Origin of the sequence: Fictibacillus macauensis ZFHKF-1 (assembly GCF_000269865.1) — a bacterium.
Classification (GTDB): domain Bacteria; phylum Bacillota; class Bacilli; order Bacillales; family Fictibacillaceae; genus Fictibacillus_C; species Fictibacillus_C macauensis.
Window position 1 is genome coordinate 82105 of record NZ_AKKV01000031.1, and the last position, 23647, is coordinate 105751.

General features: G+C 40.2%; 24 protein-coding genes. 18 read left to right on the top strand and 6 right to left on the bottom strand.

What is annotated here, in order from left to right:
* The first annotated feature begins 126 nt into the window (after positions 1 to 126).
* The 3 genes from mecA (at position 127) to pepF (ending at position 4135) form a co-directional block, all read left to right on the top strand.
* Complete coding sequence (mecA, locus tag A374_RS14735; RefSeq protein WP_007203029.1) at positions 127 to 801, top strand: adaptor protein MecA; 675 nt, start codon at positions 127 to 129, stop codon at positions 799 to 801.
* A gap of 274 nt (positions 802 to 1075) precedes the next feature.
* A complete protein-coding gene (locus A374_RS14740; RefSeq protein ID WP_007203030.1) occupies positions 1076 to 2287 on the top strand; it encodes a competence protein CoiA in 1212 nt (403 codons plus the stop codon).
* A 36-nt stretch (positions 2288 to 2323) separates the two neighbouring features.
* Positions 2324 to 4135, top strand: a complete 1812-nt coding sequence (pepF, locus tag A374_RS14745) for an oligoendopeptidase F (RefSeq protein WP_007203031.1) — start codon at positions 2324 to 2326, stop codon at positions 4133 to 4135.
* A 342-nt stretch (positions 4136 to 4477) separates the two neighbouring features.
* On the opposite strand, the gene A374_RS14755 is transcribed toward pepF, so the two are convergent.
* From A374_RS14755 to A374_RS14770, 4 genes are all read right to left on the bottom strand, one after another.
* Positions 4478 to 5377, bottom strand: a complete 900-nt coding sequence (locus A374_RS14755) for a ClpXP adapter SpxH family protein (RefSeq protein WP_007203033.1) — start codon at positions 5375 to 5377, stop codon at positions 4478 to 4480.
* A 3-nt stretch (positions 5378 to 5380) separates the two neighbouring features.
* Complete coding sequence (locus tag A374_RS14760) at positions 5381 to 5782, bottom strand: globin domain-containing protein (protein WP_007203034.1); 402 nt, start codon at positions 5780 to 5782, stop codon at positions 5381 to 5383.
* Between the two features lie 143 nt (positions 5783 to 5925).
* Entirely contained in the window at positions 5926 to 6537 is a 612-nt protein-coding gene (locus A374_RS21315) for a lytic transglycosylase domain-containing protein (protein ID WP_007203035.1), read from the bottom strand.
* Between the two features lie 60 nt (positions 6538 to 6597).
* A complete protein-coding gene (locus A374_RS14770) occupies positions 6598 to 7176 on the bottom strand; it encodes a CYTH domain-containing protein (RefSeq protein ID WP_007203036.1) in 579 nt (192 codons plus the stop codon).
* 130 nt (positions 7177 to 7306) lie between these two features.
* On the opposite strand from A374_RS14770, the gene A374_RS14775 reads away from it, so the two are divergent.
* Genes A374_RS14775 through A374_RS14790 form a run of 4 tightly spaced genes read left to right on the top strand, consistent with a single transcriptional unit; the run spans position 7307 to position 10100 of the window.
* A complete protein-coding gene (locus tag A374_RS14775; protein ID WP_007203037.1) occupies positions 7307 to 7693 on the top strand; it encodes a UPF0738 family protein in 387 nt (128 codons plus the stop codon).
* Between the two features lie 23 nt (positions 7694 to 7716).
* Positions 7717 to 8358: a GTP diphosphokinase gene (gene yjbM / locus A374_RS14780; protein ID WP_007203038.1), complete on the top strand. Its 642-nt coding sequence runs from the start codon at positions 7717 to 7719 to the stop codon at positions 8356 to 8358.
* Positions 8359 to 8391: 33 nt separating this feature from the next.
* Entirely contained in the window at positions 8392 to 9186 is a 795-nt protein-coding gene (locus A374_RS14785; RefSeq protein WP_007203039.1) for an NAD kinase, read from the top strand.
* A gap of 8 nt (positions 9187 to 9194) precedes the next feature.
* Positions 9195 to 10100 (top strand): RluA family pseudouridine synthase, encoded by a 906-nt coding sequence (locus A374_RS14790; protein WP_007203040.1) that lies wholly within the window; start codon positions 9195 to 9197, stop codon positions 10098 to 10100.
* Between the two features lie 41 nt (positions 10101 to 10141).
* Here A374_RS14790 and prpE read toward each other — a convergent pair whose 3' ends face one another.
* Positions 10142 to 10876 (bottom strand): bis(5'-nucleosyl)-tetraphosphatase PrpE, encoded by a 735-nt coding sequence (prpE, locus tag A374_RS14795; protein ID WP_007203041.1) that lies wholly within the window; start codon positions 10874 to 10876, stop codon positions 10142 to 10144.
* Positions 10877 to 10966: 90 nt separating this feature from the next.
* Complete coding sequence (locus A374_RS14800) at positions 10967 to 12124, bottom strand: FtsW/RodA/SpoVE family cell cycle protein (RefSeq protein WP_007203042.1); 1158 nt, start codon at positions 12122 to 12124, stop codon at positions 10967 to 10969.
* A 449-nt stretch (positions 12125 to 12573) separates the two neighbouring features.
* Here A374_RS14800 and fabI point away from each other — a divergent pair, with 449 nt between their 5' ends.
* From fabI to rfbF, 11 genes are all read left to right on the top strand, one after another.
* Positions 12574 to 13350, top strand: a complete 777-nt coding sequence (gene fabI, locus A374_RS14805; protein ID WP_007203043.1) for an enoyl-ACP reductase FabI — start codon at positions 12574 to 12576, stop codon at positions 13348 to 13350.
* A gap of 166 nt (positions 13351 to 13516) precedes the next feature.
* Positions 13517 to 14245 (top strand): sugar phosphate nucleotidyltransferase, encoded by a 729-nt coding sequence (locus A374_RS14810; protein WP_007203044.1) that lies wholly within the window; start codon positions 13517 to 13519, stop codon positions 14243 to 14245.
* 1 nt (position 14246) lies between these two features.
* Complete coding sequence (gene rfbD / locus A374_RS14815; protein ID WP_007203045.1) at positions 14247 to 15098, top strand: dTDP-4-dehydrorhamnose reductase; 852 nt, start codon at positions 14247 to 14249, stop codon at positions 15096 to 15098.
* The gene (locus A374_RS14820) at positions 15091 to 15546 is read left to right on the top strand and encodes a dTDP-4-dehydrorhamnose 3,5-epimerase family protein (protein ID WP_007203046.1); all 456 of its coding nucleotides are present in this window, start codon (positions 15091 to 15093) and stop codon (positions 15544 to 15546) included. Before rfbD ends, A374_RS14820 begins: the two co-directional genes overlap by 8 nt.
* Before the next feature lie 22 nt (positions 15547 to 15568).
* Positions 15569 to 16777, top strand: coding sequence for a hypothetical protein (locus tag A374_RS19605; RefSeq protein ID WP_007203047.1), 1209 nt, complete (start codon positions 15569 to 15571; stop codon positions 16775 to 16777).
* Between the two features lie 15 nt (positions 16778 to 16792).
* On the top strand, positions 16793 to 17755 hold the full coding sequence (locus A374_RS14830) for an NAD-dependent epimerase/dehydratase family protein (RefSeq protein WP_040340613.1): 963 nt from the start codon (positions 16793 to 16795) through the stop codon (positions 17753 to 17755).
* Entirely contained in the window at positions 17748 to 19040 is a 1293-nt protein-coding gene (locus A374_RS19610) for a glycosyltransferase family 2 protein (protein WP_007203049.1), read from the top strand. Before A374_RS14830 ends, A374_RS19610 begins: the two co-directional genes overlap by 8 nt.
* 17 nt (positions 19041 to 19057) lie before the next feature.
* The gene (locus A374_RS19615) at positions 19058 to 20323 is read left to right on the top strand and encodes a glycosyltransferase family 2 protein (RefSeq protein ID WP_007203050.1); all 1266 of its coding nucleotides are present in this window, start codon (positions 19058 to 19060) and stop codon (positions 20321 to 20323) included.
* A gap of 19 nt (positions 20324 to 20342) precedes the next feature.
* Entirely contained in the window at positions 20343 to 21620 is a 1278-nt protein-coding gene (locus tag A374_RS19620; protein WP_007203051.1) for a glycosyltransferase family protein, read from the top strand.
* On the top strand, positions 21605 to 22717 hold the full coding sequence (locus A374_RS14850) for a glycosyltransferase family 4 protein (protein ID WP_007203052.1): 1113 nt from the start codon (positions 21605 to 21607) through the stop codon (positions 22715 to 22717). Before A374_RS19620 ends, A374_RS14850 begins: the two co-directional genes overlap by 16 nt.
* 162 nt (positions 22718 to 22879) lie before the next feature.
* Positions 22880 to 23647: a glucose-1-phosphate cytidylyltransferase gene (gene rfbF, locus A374_RS14855; protein WP_007203053.1), complete on the top strand. Its 768-nt coding sequence runs from the start codon at positions 22880 to 22882 to the stop codon at positions 23645 to 23647.

Below are 23647 nucleotides of genomic sequence, written 5' to 3' on the forward strand. Positions count from 1 at the left end.
AGGAAGTACAAGAAGCGGTCCTTTATGGATTGGAATTTCTTATTGATCTTTAAAATGTGACAACACGGATACTAGGGGAATTTATCCCTTCGTAAGTGACGATACGGTTAGAAGGGAGAGAGCAGAATGGAAATCGAAAGAGTCAATGAATTTACAATTAAGTTTTTTATTACGTACGGAGACATTGAGGATCGCGGGTTTGATCGTGAAGAAATCTGGTCAAATCGTGAGCGGGGCGAGGAATTGTTTTGGGAAATGATGGATGAGGCGCATCAGCAAGAGCAGTTTCCCTTGGAAGGTCCGTTATGGATTCAAGTGCAAGCATTAGATAAGGGGCTCGAAATCATCGTAACGAGGGCACAAATGTCAAAAGACGGTACGAAGCTAGAATTGCCACTCGGTGAAGAAAAAATCGATCTTCCCGTTGATAAAAGTATTGAGAGTTTACTTGATCAGCCGTTCTCTTCAGAAGAAGATAGCGATCATGAAGAAATAGAATTGGCAGATGAAGACTATTTATCGTTTTTACTCGTTTTCAATGATTTTGAAGACTTAATTATGCTAAGTCATAATGTAGACAGTTCACTGTTTGCTAATTCCCTTTATCATTTTGAACATAAATATTATTTATATGTCACCTTCCATCAAGAAACAACAGATCGTGAGCAAGATGATCTTCTATCTCAACTTTTAGAATACGGCATAGACTCGGATAGCTCTGTGCATCGCATTCAAGAGTATGGGAAACAAATTATTGCCGATCGAGCACTAGAAGATATTTCTTCTCATTTTCCTATGTAAGACAACACCGATTTCATTTTTTGGAATCGGTGTTTTTTATGTTTGTGAGCAAAAAAGAATTGAACTCATAAGGGTCATTCTATACAATGAACAAAAGGAGGTAGGATGGACACGTTTTATTTTAAATCATGAAGGGGGGAACGTTGCCTAACGTGTTAGCGAACGATTCATGCTACCCTAGCAAGTGTTATTTTAGCCCACCTCATTCAGCAGTCAAATAAACTACACCTGTTAAATAAGCCGGACGCCAACAAGTTGCTAGGCAGCAGATTTCATGTTTATTGCACAGTTAAAAAGTGGTCGCAAAATTAACCTCTTAGACGGTTACTCACGTTCTTATCTAAAAAATCTTCAAGAACAAGCCGGATTTTATTGTCCACAGTGTAAGTCAGAAGTAAGAGTGCGTGCTGGTACGAAGTTATTATGGCATTTTGCGCATACTCCTGGAAAAAAAGAATGTGTAGCTTCATCAGAATCTCATTATCATTTACTCGGAAAGAAACTTCTTTTCGAACAAGCTCTTCAATCTTCCGAACAAGCCGTGTTAGAACCGTACTTTCCTCGCATTGGACAACGTCCTGATTTATGGATTCCTCCTCATGATATTGTAGAATTTCAATGCTCTCCCTTAAAACCAGAGAGATTTATCGAACGGACGAATGGTTATGTACAAGAAAATCTGATTCCACATTGGATTCTTGGGAAAAAGCGTTTGAAACCGTTAAGTACCTCAATCTTTCAAGTAAATGCCTTCGATTGGTTAGCCGCTCGTATGTCTTCTTCGCACTTCCCTTTTCTCACGTATTTTTGTCCCGAAGAAAAGCAGTTCTATCTTCTTTCAAGAATGATTTCATTAAGCAGTACGCGCGTATTTGGTCATCTTAGTACCATTCCACTCACTCATTTTTCTTTTCTCAAAATAGTCTATAGCCCTCCACCACTTCAGCGAGGCTTACAATTTTCAAGTTCAACGTGGCTTCACAAGAAAAAACAATGGCGTCTTCATGCGTTTAAGCAAAAAACCTCCGCCCACTATCTTCTAAAAAAAGCCTTCCTTAATCAAGGTTCTTACCTTTCCTTGTTTCCTTCAGAAGCAGGTATGCCTGTTCCATACAGCTTTACGTTCTCGGAAGCCACTTACGTTTGGCAGTCTTTCATTCTCCTCTATTGCGTACTTCCTTGTGCAATAGGTCATCCGATTGCGCTTCGTGAAGTTTGTCGTACGATCGAGTTATTAATTGAGCGCCGGCTATTAACCCCTCGTCTGTTACCACTGCTCAAGAAAGTTACCTATCGTCATGCTTGTGCTGCTTATTTAGAATTACTCGTTGCCTGTGGCATATTGAATAGGCAAGGAGACCAGTATATGAAGCAAAAAAATCCAACCCTTCCTCAAACGATGAATGAAGCGATTGTAGCAGATTATAAATTAATGGAATACAGCGTAAAACATGGTGTGAATGTTCTGTTTTCTGGTAAAATGTAGGCAAGCACGTAAATCGTAAGTATGGGGGGCTGCCGCATGGCGCAATCAAAATCATCAACTCTTCCAAAACGGGAAGAATTAGCACAACAAGATACATGGGATCTCGAAGCAATTTATGCGACAGATCAAAAATGGGAAGAAGCTTTTTCACACATTAAAGGGTTGCTTCCAGAAGTAAAAGCATATGAAGGTCGTCTTGAAGAATCAGCAGAAGTGTTGTATGGATTTTTACAAAAACAAGATGAGCTTACCCAAGAACTTGGGAAGCTCTATACATATGCCCATATGAGATATGATCAGGATACGACGAGCTCCTTCTATCAAGGATTAAATGACCGTGCTGCTGCTTTAGCAACACAAGTAAGCAGTGCCTTGTCGTTTGCCACTCCTGAAATACTATCCATGTCAGAAGAACGTTTACAGTCGTTTTTAACGAACAATGCTCATTTAACGCTGTACAAACAAATGTTAGACGATATTAACCGTCAGCGTCCTCACGTTCTCTCAAAAGAGGCAGAAGCGCTTTTAGCAGATGTTAGCGAAGTAACGAGTGCTTCAAGTACGACTTTTGGTATGATGAATAATGCTGACTTAAAATTCCCTACCATTAAGAATGAAAAAGGGGAAGAAGTAGAGATTACACATGGCCGTTTCATTTCACTTCTAGAAAGCAGCGATCGTCGTGTGCGAGAAGAAGCTTTTAAAGCGGTCTATAAAACATACGGATCGTTTAAAAACACATTTGCTAGCACGATTGGTGGAACGGTGAAACGTGATAATTTCTTTGCACGCACGCGTAAGTTTTCCTCTGCACGTGCTGCTAGTTTACATGAAAACAACATTCCTGAAACTGTCTATGATCAATTAGTGAAAACAATTAATGATCATTTACATTTGTTGCATCGTTACGTAAATATTCGTAAGCGCGCACTAGGTGTTGAGAAATTGCATATGTACGATTTGTATACGCCACTTGTTAAAGATTCACAAATGGACGTATCGTATGAAGAGGCGAAAACGCTTGTGCTCAATAGTTTAGAACCGCTTGGAAAAGAGTATGTAAACATCGTGAAAGAAGGCTTTGAAAAACGTTGGATTGATGTGAGAGAAAACGTCGGTAAACGAAGCGGAGCCTATTCATCGGGTGCTTATGGCACCATGCCTTATATTCTTTTAAACTGGCAAAACAATGCGACGAATTTATTTACATTAACGCATGAAATTGGTCACTCTGTTCATAGTTATTTTACGAGAGAACACCAACCGTATCCATATGCGGATTATTCTATTTTTGTCGCTGAAGTGGCTTCTACGTGTAATGAATCCTTATTAAGTCACTATCTTTTAAATAAAACAGAAGATAAAAAAGAAAAGTTATTCTTACTGAATCATTATCTTGAAGGATTCAGAGGAACGGTTTTCCGACAAACGATGTTTGCGGAATTCGAACAAGCAATTCATGAAAAAGCAGCAAATGGAGAGCCATTAACACCTGAGTTACTTAGTGATATTTATTACAAGCTTAATGTGAAATATTTTGGTGACGACATTGTAGTCGATCAAGAAATTGGCTTAGAATGGTCACGCATTCCACATTTTTATTACAATTATTATGTGTATCAATATGCAACAGGATTTAGTGCAGCCGCTGCTTTATCAAAAGACATTTTAGAAGGTGGCGACGAGGCAATCGCCCGTTATATTGAATTTTTAAAAGCAGGTAGTTCTGATTATCCAATTGAAGTGTTGAAAAAAGCAGGAGTCGATATGACTACAGCAGAGCCTATTGAAGCAGCTCTTAAAGTCTTTGAAGAAATTCTAGATGAAATGGAAGAGTTATTATTTTAAAGATCAAAGGCACATCGAGAGAATCGATGTGCCTTTTACTTCTGTTGAAAAAGAATACGTATTTTACTACGATAGTTTAACACCATCATGAGAAGGACGATGGAAAAAAATAAAAGTGGTAAAGCGAGTAAAAACGAAGTCATTTTTAAGAGTGCTAGGATCATGACATAGATGCTGATCAGTACAAAGGTGAGGCAGGGGATGAAAAGAATTAAAAAAAGCATGGCAATCCTCCTTGTCTCTAAAAACGTATGTTGCAACACACTATTTATGCCTTCTACATCTCGTTTATGTTAAACGGCACAACAAAAGCCACCCTATTACGTAGGGTGGCTTGCTCGTTCATGCTTCGCGATATCTCCAAAATGTTCCGTATTTCACAGGAACCTTGTCTACTTTTCCTTGTAATACGAGCTTTTTCATCGCCTTATCAATGTCAGTACAAGAAAGATTGTATACCGTTGATAGCTCGATCGAGGCTACAAACTTATACTTTTTCATAAATTCTTCAAGCGACGGTGGCTGTGATGGTGTTGGTTTAAAACCAAGCATCTCAGAAATGATTTCAACATAAATGGAATAATGATAACTTCCAGAAATTTTCAGACCATCTTCTTCAGACTTATCATTAAAGATAATGAGTGTTGGAATTTGATCTACTTCCATTTCATTCGTAAATTTCCAATCACATTGTAGCGCTTTAATGGCCGCAGCAGCTTTCATATCGTTACGAAATTCTTCAGCATCAAGTCCGGTATCGACAGCGATTGAGTATAAAACATCTTCTTTTGAAATGTTTTGCTTTTCTAAAAATAATTGTTCTCTCAGTTTTCGTAAAAACTTAATTCCTGCTTGCTTGCCTTGAAGCTCCGCTGCTTTAATGGCAAGAAAGACGTAATAAGGCGAGGAAATAGGGTCTTCTAGCCATAAGTCGCCATCGCAGCTCATGCCACTCACGTTTGCTGTTTTTTCCCATTTTTCTGCAAGGTGGTAAGGTGTTTGACGTCCCTTTTCCTTGCAGAAAAAATTTAAAGCTTCCATTCTACCGCCGATAATATGGCGTAACGTAAAATATTGTCCATATTCAACTTGTAGCTTTTTTAGGATCGGCTCTAATGCCCAGCATTCAGGACATAACGGGTCGATCACAGAATAAAGTTCTAATGGTTTAGGAAAAGAAACCGCATCAAACGTTCCTTTTTTCTTTGCTTCATAGTAGAATTCTTCTTCAAAAGGTGTCAATCGTTATTCTCCTTTCCAGGGCTCATCAGCAGTATTCACCATATGATAAGCAGTCATGGTTAGCCGACTAAGAATAAATTCTCTTAAACTGCCTGTAAGGGCGATCGCGTCCATCGCTTTTTCCATACACTGTAGCCATGCTGTTGCATGCTGCTGACTAATCGGGAATGGCATGTGTCGGGCTCGTAACATAGGATGCCCATGTTCATCTGTATATAAGGAGGGTCCACCTAAAAATTGTGTTAGAAATTGTATTTGTTTGCGAGCTGTCTCTGTTAAATCATCTGGAAATAGGGGAGAGAGTGTATCGTCTTCTTTAACGAATGCGTAAAAGGTGGTAACGAGTTTGCTTAATACCGCTTCTCCTCCTAGGTGTTCGTAAGGGGTCAAGTCCATTCTATTCATGGTGAAAACTCCTTCAAATTATGCTACTAATGCTTTGTAATTATATTGTAGCAAGGAGATGGAGAGATTAGCAAACATTAGGATTAGTTGTTGGACGTCTTTCTATTGAAAAGCAAAAAAGAAACCTCCAATGAAGGCGGTTTCTAGTGGGATTTCTGACGGTATTTTTCATATGTATGAAGTACTTTAGCTACATACTGCTGCGTTTCCTGAAACGGAGGAATGCCATTATATTTCGCTACATTTCCAGGTCCTGCATTATAAGCGGCTAGCGCTAGCTCATGATTTCCGTGAAAGCGTGTTAGCATCGCTTTTAAATAGTTCACACCACCCTCAATGTTATCTTTTGGATGGAAGGGATTTCGGACGCCGAGTGAACGAGCAGTTTCTGGCATAAGCTGCATGAGCCCCATTGCCCCGGCAGAACTTTTGCTCATTGGATCAAAGCCAGATTCGTTTTCAATGACTGCCATAACGAGTGCAGGATCTACGCCTTGTTGGTGTGAGATTTGATCTACCATTCCTTGAATTTCCCTGTTCGAAGTAACCTCATGTTGCTTTCCTGTCATACGTACAGGTACAAAGGAAGGCGGTGGTGGTTGAAACGATGATCGCGTTTGTACCAATTGTTCCTTTTCTAGTGCTGCCGAAAGAAGTAAGAAAAATGGGGACGAAAATGCATCAGCGCTTGTTAAAGAAGGCATGCTGTTAAAGGATGGGGATGCTGCCCATAATTGAATCCAATCGGTTCTCATAGGTTGTCTCTCCTCTTGCTTGAATAAGGATATCATAGCAAATAAGGAGTATTTTAACAATTACAACAGCGTTGCTGCCTCAAAAAAGCGTTGAATTTTAGTAAGCGTTGGTCGAGTTGTGATGGAAAAATGTTGCAATAATTCTTCGAAATGCTGTTTTCCTTTATGATATTCTTTGGCTTCAAATTCAAGCTCATAATCCGTAATGGTTAAATACTGGTTTTCATCAAGAACGAGTAAACCAGAACGCCACGGTAACTCCGCTCTTTTTGTTGTTAACGAACCTAAGTGGTTCAGTTGATCGATGACGACGCCGTATTGAAGCAAGGCCGTTTTCACATCGCCTTCAGGTAATTGTTGCTGCTCTTTAAATTGCTGCATCTCGTAACTAGATAACGACTGATGCGTTTCTAATATGCCATCTGGATGGGGCTCTTTCAATGTAAGGGTGTATCGATCTAATTTATGACGGATGCGCAGTGCAGATTGTCGTTCTTTAAGCGCGAAACTTTCCGTATCAAAATAGTCATTCACTTGCGTAACGAATGAATCTTCTGTTAAAGAAAGCTCGTTTAACAAGCGGAAAAATTCATCAGGTGTTAATATATTTTTAAATTCAATTTCTAGTTCTTGTGACATATTGGATGCTCCTTCACATTTTTAACCATAAAAAACATTATGACATACAGACATTACATTCTCAAATCTCAAATTTTCCATGCAGTTGTGGTAAACTAAATACATAGAAGAACACTATAGGAGGAAGAAAATGGCAATCCGTTACACAGTAGAACAGGCAACAAATAAAGAACAATTAATTTTGTCTCTTGCACAAACAAGCGAACATGTGAAAGCGTGGAGTGATGGACAGCGAATGCTCGTTGACTCTGATCAACTTTCGTTTATCTATGTGTTAGAAACTGCAGATGATCTTATTTATATTGATCTTCCACAAGCCGTTTGGCCACAAGTAAATGAAGCATTAATTCAAAATCAACAAGCCATTTTAACGATAGCAGGAAGCGATGAAGAATTACCATTAAGTGCACTGCACAATGAGTTGCTTTATTTGCTAGAAAATATTAAAGATAATAGTAACTATGGCGAGCAAATGCAGGTTGCATGTGAGGCATCATTTACTATTATGAATCAATAGTCGTAGGAAAGGGGAGTGAGGCAATGAACTGGGAAACCCTTCTTGCCCCATATAAACAAGCCGTAGATGAATTGAAAGTCAAGTTCAGAGGGATACGTGATCAGTATCAGCAGACGACGAAGCAGTCACCGATTGAATTTGTTACAGGAAGGGTTAAGCCGATCAATTCAATCTTAAATAAAGCGTGGCAAAAGAATATCCCCCTCGACAAAATTGAAGAAGAAATTCAAGATATTGCCGGTTTACGCATCATGTGTCAATTCACAGATGACATTACTACCGTCATTACTATGCTCCGACGTCGCAATGACTTAACGATTGTGGAAGAGCGTGATTATATTGCAAATAAAAAACCAAGTGGTTACCGCTCCTATCACATTGTCGTTAGTTATCCTGTGCAAACATTGCAAGGCGAGCGCAAGTTGCTCGTTGAAATTCAAGTCCGTACCCTTGCCATGAATTTTTGGGCGACGATTGAGCATTCTTTAAATTATAAATACCAAGGACAAATTCCTAAAGATATTCAACTACGCTTACAGCGCTCCGCAGAAGCAGCTAGTCGTCTAGATGAGGAAATGGCTGAAATACGAGGCGAAGTACAAGAGGCACAAATCATTTTTTCGGAACGTAAAGATGAAGGAAAAGGCTCTATTTCTGGTACGTAAGAAGAGAAAAGAAAAGGCAGGTGATCGCTATTTATGAAATTTGCAATTGTTTCAAAGGGCGACCAAAAATCAAATACGTTGCAACAACGTATTAAAACGTATTTGCAAGAGTTTGATCTTCAATTCGATGAAGAGGAACCCGATATTGTCATAACGGTTGGTGGAGACGGGACGTTGTTGCATGCTTTTCATCATTATGTTCATCGTATTAATGAGACAGCTTTTGTTGGCATACATACGGGCCATCTTGGCTTTTTTGCAGATTGGGTACCAGAAGAAGTAGAAAAGCTTGTTATTCACATTGCTAAAACACCGTATCAGATTGTAGAATATCCATTGCTTGAAGTAACGGTTCGCTATTTAGATGATATGGATGAGCAAAAGTATTTAGCGGTCAATGAATGTACGGTAAAAAGCGGCGAAGGTTCCCTCGTCATGGATGTTGAAATAAAGGGTGAGTTATTTGAGACATTTCGCGGCGATGGGCTGTGTATCTCAACACCTTCAGGTAGTACCGCCTACAATAAAGCGTTAGGCGGGGCAATTATTCATCCATCGCTACCAAGTATTCAAGTGTCTGAGATGGCCTCTATTAATAATCGAGTGTTTCGTACGATTGGCTCTCCGCTCGTTTTGCCACAACATCATACGTGCATGTTAAAGCCGGTGAATGATGTTGATTTTCATATAACAATTGATCACTTGTTCTTACTGCAAAAAAAAGTAAAATCCATTCAATGTCGAGTGGCTGAAGAAAAAATTAGGTTTGCACGTTTCCGACCGTTTCCATTTTGGAAACGCGTAAAAGAAGCGTTTGTTACCGATTAGAGGCGTACATGGCTAAATTTGTATTACGATGGATTGTTGAACCGTCACAGACTGGATTGCTTCGTGACTTTTTACGCAACAAGCAACTTTCAAAAAAAGCAGTAACAGATATTAAATTTTCGGGAGGAAAGCTTCTTGTTAATCATCAAGAAGTGACGGTTCGAAAAAAACTGTCTGCAGGCGATGCAGTTGAGGTTCATTTTCCCAAAGAGCCAATTAGTGAACAGATGATCCCGATTTCAATGGCGCTTGACATCTTGTATGAAGATGAACATTTGCTTGTTGTAAATAAAGAAGCAGGATTACCAACCATTCCATCTCGTTATCAAAAACATGGATCGCTTGCTCAAGGTGTACTTGCTTATTACATTGAACGTGGTGTAGATGCGACATTTCATGGCATCAATCGTCTAGACAAAGATACATCGGGACTAGTGATGATTGCTAAGCATCGCTTTGCGCATTCACTGTTTTCCAAACAGCAAAAAGAAAAGCAAATTAAGCGGGCGTACATTGCTATTGCTCATGGACGATTTGTCACTAAAAAAGGAACGATCGATGCGCCCATTGGACGAAAAGAAGATAGCCTTATTGAGCGCATGGTTAGAGCTGATGGCCAAAGAGCTGTTACGCATTATGAGGTGCTTCAAGAAAATGAGGTACGAAATGATTCTGTCGTAAAACTTCGGTTAGAAACAGGAAGAACGCATCAAATTCGAGTTCATATGGCGCATCGTCATAATCCCTTACTCGGGGATGATCTTTATGGTGGGCGTTGTGATCATATTCCACGGCAAGCGTTACATAGCTATGAGGTAACTTTTGTTCACCCTTTTACAGCAGAAACAATGACACTTGCTGCGCCATTGCCATCAGATATGAAGCAACTTTTACATGAAACGATGCTAGAATAAGGAAAAAGCGGTTCCCTAAACAATGAATAGGGCCGCTTTTTTTAATTAAATGTCTGGAACTTTTCTTGTGAAAAGGGAAGAGATGAGGGAACAGAAACGGTTGTTTCTTCTGGATAGCGCAAGGCGGTTAAACAGTTGCCGAATACACAGCCGGTATCGATATTAATGGTTCGGTTCACTTTTCTAGGTTGTATAACAGGCGTATGTCCGTACACAATCAGGGCATCCTCTGTATACGAAACCGCCCAATCACGGCGAATGGGTAGTCCTTCAGTCGTCGTTTGCCCCGTTATATCTCCGTATAATACGAAGGTTTGTACCTTTTTTCCTTGCTTGCCGATTAAGGAAGCACTGATCCCCGCATGTGCAATCACTAATTGTTCCTGATCTAATTGCAAGTACAACGCTGAAGATTCATACAGTTGTATAAAAGCCTTCTTTAACTTCCGAAGTGCTTGAGCCGGTAGCTGTTGTAGTTCCTTTACAGTCGTTTCTAGCCCATGAATGAGTTGAACGTTCCTTCCGAGAAAGTAACGATACAGTTTATTGCAATGATTTCCGGGTACATACAGTGCTTTTTTAGAAAGAACAATGGTTGTAACGTGCGTAAGCATAGCGACTGAGTCTGGTCCACGATCGGTAATGTCGCCTAAAAAAACTAATGTTCGCTGTTGAGGATGCTGTGGAATACCCTCTTTCCATACATAGCCAAGTGCTTTCGTTAAGGCTACATATTCATCCCAACATCCGTGAATATCGCCAATAATGTCATACATAAACGTTCTCCTCACTTTTCACTGAAATCGTCGTACCTACGTTTAGACTTTCTAAAAGTTAAAGAAAAAACACCTGCAAAGCGCAGGTGTTTATTCAAACATATATTTACGTGTTCGAGAACGAACATTCAATATAAGACCAAAAGCAATCATTTGTGCTAGCACGGAACTTCCGCCATAGCTAATAAACGGCAAGGGAATTCCGGTAATTGGCATGACTTGAATGTTCATTCCAATGTTTTGAAACACTTGGAACGTGATCATACCAATTACACCAGTAGCTAAATAACTACCGTATACTTCATTGCTTTCTAACCCTGTATTGACCATGCGAAAAACAAGAAGGAAGAATAACGAAACGAGAATACTCGTCCCAATAAAGCCCCATTCCTCACCAATCACCGAGAAGATAAAGTCGGTTTGTGCTTCTGGGAAATACACAACGCCATGTGTGAAACCTTTACCAAACAATTCTCCTGAGCCAATCGCCATTAGAGCATTTCGAATTTGATAGCCTAAATCTTTGTTGGAATAAGGATCAAACCACGCATAAAAACGTTCTAGTTGATATTGATCTAGAATATGCGCTACGAAAAAGTGAGGAAAGTTTATGTAAATCCACACGAGTGCACTAATGAAAAATACACCAATAAAGCCAAGAATGAAAATAATTCGCCAGCGAATGCCTGAAACGAGCACTAGGCTAATTGTAATGGCGATGAAAACAAGGCCAGTTCCTAAATCGGGTTGCTTTAAAATAAGCAGCAGGGGAAAAAGGAGTACTAATCCAACTTTTCCAAGCAAAAGGAAGTCTTCCCGCAGCGAGCGAACTAAATATTTTTCATTATGTGTTGCGATTACATGGCTCATGGAAATGATCAATGAGACTTTCGTCAGCTCTGAAGGCTGAAGCGCAAATGGTCCGAGACGAAACCACGCTCGTGCACCGTTAATATTCGGCACAATGGACTCTGGTGCAACGATGATTCCAATTAAAAGCACGATACAAAAACCATAAAAATACCAAGATAGCTTCCGAAATTGATCGAAATCTAGCATCATAATTCCTGTGATGGCAATGGCACCGACGAAATACCAAAGCAATTGTTTCACAACGAAATTTGAATTGTATTGCGCAATAAGCTGTGCGCTATAAATCGCTAAACAACTTGCTGTTATTAAACAGCACAATAAAAAAATCATATGCCAATCTAATTTTTGCCAAGGGGATTGCCTGTTATTTTCCATTCATAAAACTCCTTATGTCTAACAGATAACAGGTTCTATCTTACCGAAAAAATCGCACTTTGCCTACTCATAACCGTATAAATAATTTGACAAAATTCAAAAGCTCAACACTAATTCCCTTTAATAGAAAAATATAGTAATAAATGAAGTGATTACTTTCCTCAGGCTCGTTCATACTAAAAGTATTAAAAATAAGGAGGCGAACATTCGTGCCAACGGTAACTTGTCCAATCTGTCAGCGCCAAGCTCCTATAGAGGATGTCTTAACCGCTCAGTCGAACCAAAATGTAATTTATTGCTGCCCATACTGTCAGTTCGAGGAAAGAAACATCGAAACGAGCAAAGGATGAACACGTTGTTTCCTTTCGTTTAAAATCTGTTATACTAGCGTTAGGACTAGGTACTAATTAAAAAAAGATCTAGTGAAGAGGACGAGGAGGAACCATATTATGAATTTATCGTTAGAAAATCGTACATATGTCATCATGGGTGTAGCTAATAAACGTAGTATCGCTTGGGGAATTGCTCAATCACTTGCAAAAGCAGGAGCGCGTCTTATTTTCACGTATGCTGGTGAGCGTCTTGAAAAAAATGTGAAAGATCTTGCAGCTACGTTAGAACGTAATGATTCACTCGTATTGCCGTGTGATATTACGAACGATGAAGAGATTAAAGCAACATTTACAGCAATTAAAGAAGAAGTTGGCATTATTCACGGTCTTGCTCATTGTATTGCCTTTGCTAATACGGATGAGTTAAAGGGCGAATATATGAATACAACACGTGATGGCTTTTTGCTTGCTCACAATATTTCATCTTACTCGCTTACTGCCGTAGCAAAAGAAGCGCGTGGCCTCATGACAGAAGGTGGAAGCATCGTGACGTTAACGTATTTAGGTGGCGAACGTGTTCTCCAAAACTACAATGTTATGGGCGTTGCAAAAGCGTCTCTTGATGCAAGCGTAAAATATTTAGCGAGCGATCTTGGGAAAGATCAAATTCGTGTGAATGCTATTTCAGCTGGCCCGATCCGGACACTTGCGGCAAAAGGAATTGGCGATTTTAATAGTATTTTACGTGAAATTGAAGAAAAGGCTCCTCTTCGTCGCACAACAACGACAGAAGAAGTTGGTGACACAGCACTTTTCTTAATGAGTGACTTATCTCGTGGGATTACGGGAGAAACACTTCACGTTGATAGCGGCTATAGCATTATGGGTAACTAAAAGGATGAAAAAACATCACCATTTCTGGTGGTGTTTTTTTGTGCGGATTTTTCCTAACGGAGCTTAACAACCCCTTTCCAGACTTTCCTTATGTATGCTTAACGCTAGACGAACTATACGCATACAGTGAAGAAAGAACGGACTATAGGGAGAGGACTGATCTCGTTTGAAAGGGATTATATTAGCAGGAGGAACGGGTAGTCGCTTGCAGCCGTTAACGACGGTCATCAATAAGCATCTGTTACCCATTGGTCAAGTTCCGATGATTCTTCATTCCGTGCAAAAGATGAAGGAAGCAGGTATTCATCATATTGCGATTGTAACGAATGAAGACGATATTCCTAGTTTTCAGAAGCTGCTCGGCGATGGTCATAACGAAAAAGTAAACATTCAGTATGCCAAGCAGGAAGGTGCACGGGGCATTGCAGATGGCATTGCTGCGGGCCGAAGAATTCTTGGGTGTGGACGTTGTCTCGTGATTCTTGGTGATAACTTGTTCGATGATGCGCTTCTTCCGTATATTGAACGCTACTTGCATCAGCCTTCTGGAGCGAAAGTGTTATTAAAAAAGGTCAGCGATCCGCATCGCTATGGCATTGCACAAGTGAATGAAACATTAGGTGAAATTGAAGGGATTGAAGAGAAGCCAAAAATACCAAAATCATCGTATTGTGTCACGGGAATCTATATGTTTGATGATGACATTGATGCCTTTATTGAAAAAATTGAACCGTCAGCACGAGGCGAGCTGGAAATTACGGATGTTAATAACATGTATATACAGCAATCGATTTTAACATACGACATTATGGATGGCTGGTGGCTTGATGCTGGAACGCATGAAGCGCTACATGAAGCAAATTGTCACTTCTGGGCTGAAGGGGAGGATAGTTGACATGAAAATTGTTTTAACGGGAGGCGGTGGTCAACTTGCCGCAGCTTTTCAGCAGGAAACCTTTCCTACTGTTGAATGGATTTTGCTCGATCGTCAGGCATTAGACGTCACGGATGAAGGAGCAGTTCAGAATTGCTTAAGAACCTATCGGCCTGATGTCGTTATTCATTGTGCGGCCTATACCCGTGTGGAACAAGCAGAATCTGATGCTCATCAAGCATATAGCATCAATGGACTAGGTGCGTATTATGTGGCAAAGGCATGTCAGGAAGTACAGGCACAATTTATTTACATTAGTACAGATTATGTATTTGATGGTCAGAAACGAACGCCGTATGAAACGAGTGATCGTGTGAGGCCACTCAATGTGTATGGTATGAGTAAGTGGCTTGGAGAAGAGCTCGCATTAGCGGCGTGTGCTCGTGCGAAAGTAGTGCGCACGTCTTGGTTGTATGGACACGGAAAAGCGAATTTTGTCAATACAATGCGCGCGAGTGCGATACGTGAAGAAGAGGTAGCTGTTATTTGTGAACAGTGGGGCTCACCTACCTATGCGCCCGATTTAGTTCATGCAGTTATGGCTTTAATTCCTTGTGAATCGGGTGTATATCATTTTAGTAATGAAGGCATGTGTAGCTGGTATGACTTTGCGCGTGAGATCTACCGCTTATCCGGTGCACATTCGCACCTTGTCCAACCGAAAAAAATGGCGAACTATCATTCAGAAGCTCAGCGGCCTTCGTATTCTGTCCTTGCAAAAACAAAATTCCAAGCGACAACTGGCTGTGAACCAAGGGGATGGCAAGAGGCCCTACAAGCTTTTTTTAAAAAGGAGAGACATACGGATGATTGAAGGGGTTATTGTGAAAAAATTAGTGCGGCATTGTGATGATCGTGGCTATTTCACGGAACTTGTCCGTGATGATGAGTCCTTATTAGCGCGCTTCGGTCAAGCTTCACTATCGCTGTCCTATCCTGGTGTTATTAAAGCGTTTCATTACCATGAGCATCAGGATGACGTTTGGTTTTTTCCATCAGGTAATGCGCAAGTTGTGTTATATGACTTACGAGAAAATTCTGTAACAAAAGGGGAAACGAGTGTTTTTTATATGGGAGAAGATCATCCAATTGTTGTGCTTATTCCAAAAGGAGTCGCTCACGGCTATCGTGTACTAGGCAATGTACCAGCTACCATTCTTTATTTTACAACGTCGTCTTATAATCCGGATGCGCCCGATGAAAAGCGAATTCCGTGGGACGATCCGCTTATCAATTTCGATTGGTCAACAAAAAATCGCTAGAGTGAAAGAAAGGAGGCTTCGTATGAAGTGGGCATTATGCACTGTCATTTCTAGCAACTATCTTTCATTTGCCAAGGCGCTTGCTTCCTCATTTTTAACACACCATCCAGATGGAGTTATATGGGTGTTAATTACGGATGGTACAAAAGGGGAAAAGGATGCTAGTGGTCGCATCACGTATGTAACGGTTGAACAAATTGGCGTCCCAAACGCAGCGTCTTTTTGTTTTCGCTATGGGCCGGCAGAGCTTTGCAATGCATTAAAACCGTATTTACTAACATACGCAATGAAGCAGCATCCTGATTATCGCTTTCTTTTTTTAGATGCCGATATTTATTTATATTCTCCACTTCAAGAACTTGAAGAGTTAGTAGCGACACATTCTATCATTTTAACACCTCATATTACATCTCCTTTACCACAAGATCAAAAGATTCCAAGCGAGCTCGATTTAATTCGAGCAGGCACGTACAATGCCGGCTGTATCGCTCTTCGCAACGATGAACATAGTAAGCAATTTTTACGGTGGTGGAGTGATCATCTAGAGCATGAGTGTATGAATGATCAAAAAAAAGGATTGTTTATGGATCAAAAATGGCTTGAACTTGTTCCGGGCTTATTTAGTGGCGTTCACATATTGAGAAACAAGGCGTACAATGCAGCCTACTGGAATCTTCATGAACGAAAGATTTCCAGGCAAGACAATCAGTATTATGTAAATGAGCAGCCATTGGCGTTCTTTCACTTCAGTGGGTATGACTATGAATTACAACGTGTATCTCATTATCAAAATCGCTATAAAATGACTGACAGTGAAGACGTTCGCTCACTGTTTGAACAGTATAAACGGGAGCTGCAACGTTTTGGCTATGAGCAAACATTTCATGAAATGAATCAGACAACGATCTTTGATAATGGTGTTGCAATCTTACCCGTCGTACGTAAAGTCTATCATGCTATGGAAAAAACAGGGCACCGCTATCACAATCCTTTTCAAACAACAGGAGAAGATAGCTTTTATCAGAAGCTAATATCCTATATTGATGGAACGATGATTCCGTGGGTCTTTTATATTTTGTATAGCGATCATGTGAGTTTTAAAGCGGCCTTTCAATCTTATAGGAAAAAAGAAGAGCCCGCACTGCTAGCTAGCCTGCGCATGCAATTTCTTCACGAGTATCAATGTTATGTTGAAACACCAGAGGCTTTTACGGCTGGGGAAAAAGGATGAACAGGATGGGGTGCCATGAAGTGTTTAATCATTGGTGGAAGTAGTTTCATGGGCAGACATCTTGCGCAAGCATTGTTACGACGAGGCGATGAGGTCACGTTATATTGTCGCAAAAAAGAGACGTTACTAGAAAAGCTACTACCGAACGTAAAAGTAGTTGAAGGAGAATTAGCGGATCAAACGAAGTTACGGCAAGCGTTGCATCAGCAAGACATTCTCTATTATTTCGTATCTATGACAGATGTGCAGTCTTCGTTGACTGATATTCATCACGATTCTCAAAATATTGCACTATTTCTTCATGTGATGGAAGTGTGTAAAGATGTCAGCACCTTGAAAAAAGTACTATTTGCTTCTTCTGGTGGGACGGTTTACGGAGAGCCGAACCATGTTCCAACGACAGAAGAAGAGCATCTGCGCCCGTTGTCTCCCTATGGTGTTAGTAAAGTAAGTATGGAAAACTATTTACGCTATTATCATCATCAATATGGCATGAATTATGTTATATGCCGGTATGCAAATCCTTATGGACCGTTGCAAATACCCTTTAAAAAAGTCGGAGCAATTGCAGCTTTTTTGTATCAGCATTTAAAAGGGGAAAAGGTAACGATTTACGGAAATCCAGATGAGATCATTCGCGATTATCTTTATATTAGCGATGCCATTGAAGCAACGATTGCACTTTCTCATCAAGAGAAGCTACCGCACCATGTGTACAATATCGGAAGCAGTGTAGGCTATTCTCTTCAACATCTTATTCAAAGCATTGAACATCAAACCGGTCGCCCTCTTTCCTTTCACTCTACCATTCATCCGAAGCAAAATGTAAAGCGTATTATTTTAGATTGTTCTCGCATATATAAAGACGTTGGCTGGCGACCAGTCGTGTCATTACAAGAAGGATTGATTCAGATGGAGGAATGGATTGCCGCGTATATTCGAAATGAAGGTGCACAAGGGAGGACTAAGGGTGAGTGACAATCCACTCGTTAGTATCGGGGTGCCGGTATTTAATGGTGCAAAAACGTTAGAAAAAAGCTTGAGAGCTATTTTAGATCAGGAATATAAAAATATTGAAGTGATTATATCTGATAATGCCTCGACTGATGCGACGGCACAAATTTGTCAATCGTTACAAGCTCGTGATCATCGTATTCAGTATGTACGAAATAAAACAAATATGGGTATGGCCAACAATTTTAATGCCGTTGTTCATCGTTCACAAGGAAAATACTTTATGTGGTCAGCTCATGATGATTATCGTGACGCCTCTTTTATTGCTAAATGTGTCAAACAGTTAGAAAGCAATGAGCGCGCTGTCATTTGTGGCAGCTACGTAGCATTTATTAATGAAGAAGGTCAGAAGTTTGATCCCCGTCCGTATCATTACTTTCGCCCACAAGATATGAACAGTAGTGATTTTATACGGTCTTACTTGGCCCGCTATGGCTGTTATGAAATGATTTATGGCATGTTTCGTTTGCAAAATTTAAAGGCAAGTATGATGATTCAAGAAGTCTTTTGCCCGGACTATTTAATGTGCTTTCAATTACTGCTACAAGGCGAACTTGAATTAGTGGAAGAAGAGCTTCTTTATTACAAATGGAACCCGAAAACAGTAGATCACTATGCCCGTGAGGTTGCCCAGGATGATCAGGCTTATGAGGCGATGGCTGCTGCTCCTTTTTCACAATTAATAGGAAATTTTGTGAAGCTTGTAACGGAATCTCCACGTTTTTCGGAAGTAGAAAAGGCAAGTGAAAAGGAAAAAATGATTCAAGGAATGTTAGAAGAGGCAAGTCATATCATCACCCCCTTTATTGAGGAGGTAAAACCGTATTTTCCACAAACGCTTTTAAGTCCACCACTGTTGTATGCTTTTTGTGAGGCTCGTTACCTTCAGGGGAAAACGATAGAGGAAGCTGTAGCTGCAACGAAGGCATCATGCGGAGTATCACTTGCTGATGTGCGGGAGGTTTATATATGGGGTGCTGGTATGCAAGGAATTACAGTCTATTCGTTATGTCAACGCTATCGTGTCAATATTGTGGCGTATGTGGATCCGCTCATGCCAGCGGGACTGACAAGACATCAATTACCTGTCTATTCACTAACAGACTTTCAAGCACTACAAGAAAAACCATTTGTGATTGTCGCTGAACAAGTACGTGAGGCAGAGCAACAATTAAATCAGTTAGGCTATAAAAAATTTAAAGATTATTATATACAAGATTCCACAAAGCCTTTTTTATTTGGCTGTTAAAAGGTGGTGCGTAAGCAATGACAACAAAGATAACGATTGGCTTGCCGATTTATAATGGTGAAAAATATCTTTCTGAAGCACTGGATTCACTGTTAGCTCAAAGTTATCAAGACTACATTATTGTTATTTACGACAATGGATCAAACGATGCTACGGAAGAAATATGCCGTGCCTATGCGCAACAAGATGACCGCATATCATACGTGCGTCATGAAAGAAATCGAGGCACTGTTGTTAATTTTAATGAACTTGTTTATCAAACAACAACAGAATATTTTATGTGGGCAGCATGTGATGATTTATGGTCCCCAAACTATATAGAAAAATGCTTAGCACAATTAGAGAAACATCCAACAGCGGTGATGTGCCAAAGTGATATTCAATATATGGATAAAGATGGGCACATCACAAGTGTCACCTCGCATTTTATGGATACGACGGATTTAACGGTCATGGAACGAATGGAAGAATGCTTGCGTTTTCGATCGTGGATTATATATGGGCTATATCGAACAGAGCAGTTAAAAAAAACGAGAATTTTAACAGAGATCTATGGTGCGGATATTGTGTTAGGGGTGGAAGTACTCTTGTTAGGAGACGTTGTCAAAGCGGAAGAGGTCTACCTTTCCTATCGAGTTCAGCCGAAAACAACAGAAGAGTACATTCAACTCTTTTCAGTCGATGAAAAAACGCGCGAAACGATGCGAAAAGGACCTGCCACTGCTTTAGCACAAGAAATATATGCTGTGTTAATGGCTTCTTCACGATCGCCACAAGAAAAAAGACAGTTAACCCAACGATTATTACAAACCATTGCTGTCGATAAAACATTTTTATACGGTCAGATTATTATGGAACAACAAGTAACACTACACATGGCCCCTTTTCTTTTAGAAGATCAATATTTGTTTTTTCAACAGCTCATCTCATCAGGAACGGTCAATAGTGAAGCTGCATGTGAAACGTTCCAAGAGAAACTGAAAAAATTAGTGAGTGATCGGGCGCTCTGGATATGGGTTGACGGTCTAGAACGCTATCGCTGGAATAAAATTTTAACGCATCAAAACATGACCATAACGGGCTGGATTGCTGAACAATCAATTCTGGGAGATTCATCCATTATCAGTATTGAAGATTGGGAGCGGAAGAAGGAGGATGCATTTTTATTGCTATCTTCTACGGTTTATGAAAAAGTACGGCCTATTTTAGCCGAAAAAGCATTAGCTCAAGGAATTGATTATGCCGTGATTGGAGAAGAACAATCGTTTCTCTACATTCATTGAGTAAAGGAGGACATTGTACGTGACGACGGCTGCTTGTACGATTGTTTCAAAAAACTATTGGGCCTATGCAAGAACGTTAGCGGCGTCTATTAAAAGACAGCATCCTGACATGGAGGTATTCGTGCTATTAGCCGATGAAATTCAGGAGGAAGAGGCGTTAGAGCAAGAAGAATTTACGCTCATTTCTTTGGCAGATTTATCGGTCACGGGGATGGATACGCTTTGTTTTAAATATAATATTACGGAATTAAATACGGCGCTGAAGCCCTTTTTGCTGGACTATTTGTTAGAGAAAAAAGAGATAGATAAACTCATTTATTTTGATCCGGATATTCTTGTTTTACAGTCACTACAGCCATTAGAAACATGGCTTGACGATCATTGTATACTGCTAACTCCTCATATTGTTGAACCGATGGAAATGGACGGCTTTCATCCAAATGAAACTACTTTCTTACAAAGCGGTTCATATAACTTAGGATTTATAGCCATGAAAAAACATCCAGAAGTGCAAAAATTTTTAGCGTGGTGGCAAAAGCGGCTTCGAAGTTATTGTTATGTTGAACCTTATCGAGGCTTATTTGTTGATCAAAAGTGGCTTGATTTAGCACCTGTCTTTTTTAAGGGTGTCTATAGCATTCCGTCAAAAGCGTATAACGTCGCTTATTGGAACTTGCATGAGCGTGAAATCGTAGAAAAAAACAATGCCCTGTACATCGGAGAAGATCCGCTTGTATTTTATCATTTTAGTGGCTTTGATTACGACCTTCGTACAATCTCTAACAAACAAAATCGCTATTCAGCACTTCCGACATCACTGCACTCCCTTTTTACGCGCTATAAAGAAAACTTAACTTCCTTTGGCTACCATGATACAAGGAGACGTCCCTTTACTTTTCTTCATGATCAAAAAGGACGGAAAATTTCATTAACTCACCGACAATTGTTTCGCTTATTGCTAGATGCTGGAAATGACTATGAAGATCCGTTTGGGCGATGTGGAGAAGGCTTTTTAGATAAGCTGAACGCCACTGTTGGTCCGAGTAACATCCCATGGTTGTTTTATGAATTATTAAAGCATGAGTCAGAAGTAGAGACACGTTTTTCCAATGTTTTAACGGAAAGTGGCGATGAATTTTTAGGCTGGGCGAAATTCACATTGCAAGCAGAGTATCATCTTTCTTTTGATTTTATATCGTGGTGTATGAGAGAGACGCAGCGTACGAGCGAATATGCGCATCCATTTGGAATTTACAAACAATTAAAGGAGGAAATAAATCCGTGGAGCAAGGAGTAAATCTAGTTGGTTATGCCCGAGCAGCAATGGGACTTGGTGAGTCTTGCCGGAATGCAGCGGCCTCTTTAGAGGCTGTTCACGTTCCTTTTGGTATCTTAAATTATGAACAATGTTTGCAAGAGAAAAATGTTATTACGTGGGCTCATAAAGAAATGGATGCACCTCGCTACAATTGTAGTATGTACCATATTAATGCGGATCAAATGCAGTATGCCCTGCTTCATTATCGAAAGCAGGAGCTGCATGCGGCTGGTTATAATATTGGATATTGGCATTGGGAGCTACCGAAGTTTCCAGAGGAGTGGCGGTATGCCTATGCATTTATTGATGAATTATGGGTACCCTCACACTTTGTAAAAGAAGCATGTGAGCCGCAGACGAATATTCCGATTAAAGTAATGCCCCATGCAATTACGGCGAAAATTGAAACACCCCTTTCTCGCACCTATTTTCAACTACCAGAACAGCGTTTTTTATTTTTAACCATGTACGATTCCTTAAGTCATCAAGCGCGAAAAAATCCACTTGGTGTCATTGAGGCGTTTCAAGCAGCTTTTGCTTCAGATGACAAAGACGTTGGCCTCGTTGTAAAGGTATCGAGAAGTCAATTTGATGCAGAAGATATCAAACGTTTACATGCACTGATCGCTGGCTATGAAAATATCTATTTAATTGAAGGCTTTAAAACGCGAGACGAGATTTATAATCTCATTGCATTATGCGATTGTTATGCATCTTTTCATCGATCGGAAGGATTTGGGTTGCCGATTGCCGAGGCGATGCGCTTTGGGCGGCCGGTCATTGCAACCAATTGGTCAGGAAACACAGATTTTATGACGGAGGAAACGAGCTGTCCGCTTCGTTATACTCTCTCTACAGTGAAAGAAGATCACGGTCCCTATAAGAAAGGACAAATATGGGCAGAACCTGATTTAGAACACGGTGCGTATTGCATGAAGAAAGTAAAAGATAATCGACACTATCGAGAAACGATCAGTAAGGCTGCAAGTCAACATATTCTTTCTAACTATCATCCACAAAAAATAGGTGAACTCATGAAAGAACGATTAGTTACGCTCGATCTGCTTCAGAAGTAACGATGTAAAGATCCCTTTTCAATTGATATTGAATGGGGCTTTTTTTGTGTTTATGGAGCGATGCTAAAAAAAAGAAGGAAACGACCTACCAAAATGCCTATCGTTGCATACTATGCAAAACGGATATGAAAAAAATGAGTGATTTTAGTAGAGGGTGAGCCGATGAAAGCTGTCATTTTAGCTGGGGGATACGGAACCCGGATTGCCGAAGAGACCCATTTAAAGCCTAAACCCATGATTGAGATTGGTGGGAAACCCATTCTTTGGCACATTATGAAGATGTATGCTAGCCATGGCATTCAAGATTTTATCATTTGTCTTGGCTACAAGGGCTATGTAATTAAAGAGTATTTTACGAATTACTTTTTGCATATGTCAGACGTAACGTTTGATCTTTCCTGCAATGAGCGTACGATTCTACAAAACAACGCTGAACCATGGAAAGTAACGTTAATTGATACCGGTGAGCATACAAATACCGGAGGGCGAATAAAAAGAATACAAGAGCATGTTGGCAATGAAACGTTTTGTTTAACGTATGGTGACGGATTAGCTGATGTAAATATTTCCGAACTTATTCAGTTTCATTTTGCACATGGAAATAGTGCAACAATTACAGCCGTAATGCCTCCGGGTCGATTTGGGGCATTAGAACTGAATGGCATACAGGTGACGGGCTTTCAAGAAAAACCTCAAGGAGATGGCAATTGGATTAATGGGGGTTTCTTCGTTTTAGAACCATCTGTGTTTTCGCTAATTTCCTCTGCTCAGACAGCTTGGGAAAAGGAACCGCTAGAGTCATTAGCTAAGAGCGGTGAGCTTCAGGCATTTCGCCATAGTGGTTTTTGGCATCCGATGGATACGTTACGCGATCGGATGAAATTGAATGAAATGTGGGAAGAAGAGCGGGCACCATGGAAGGTGTGGTAG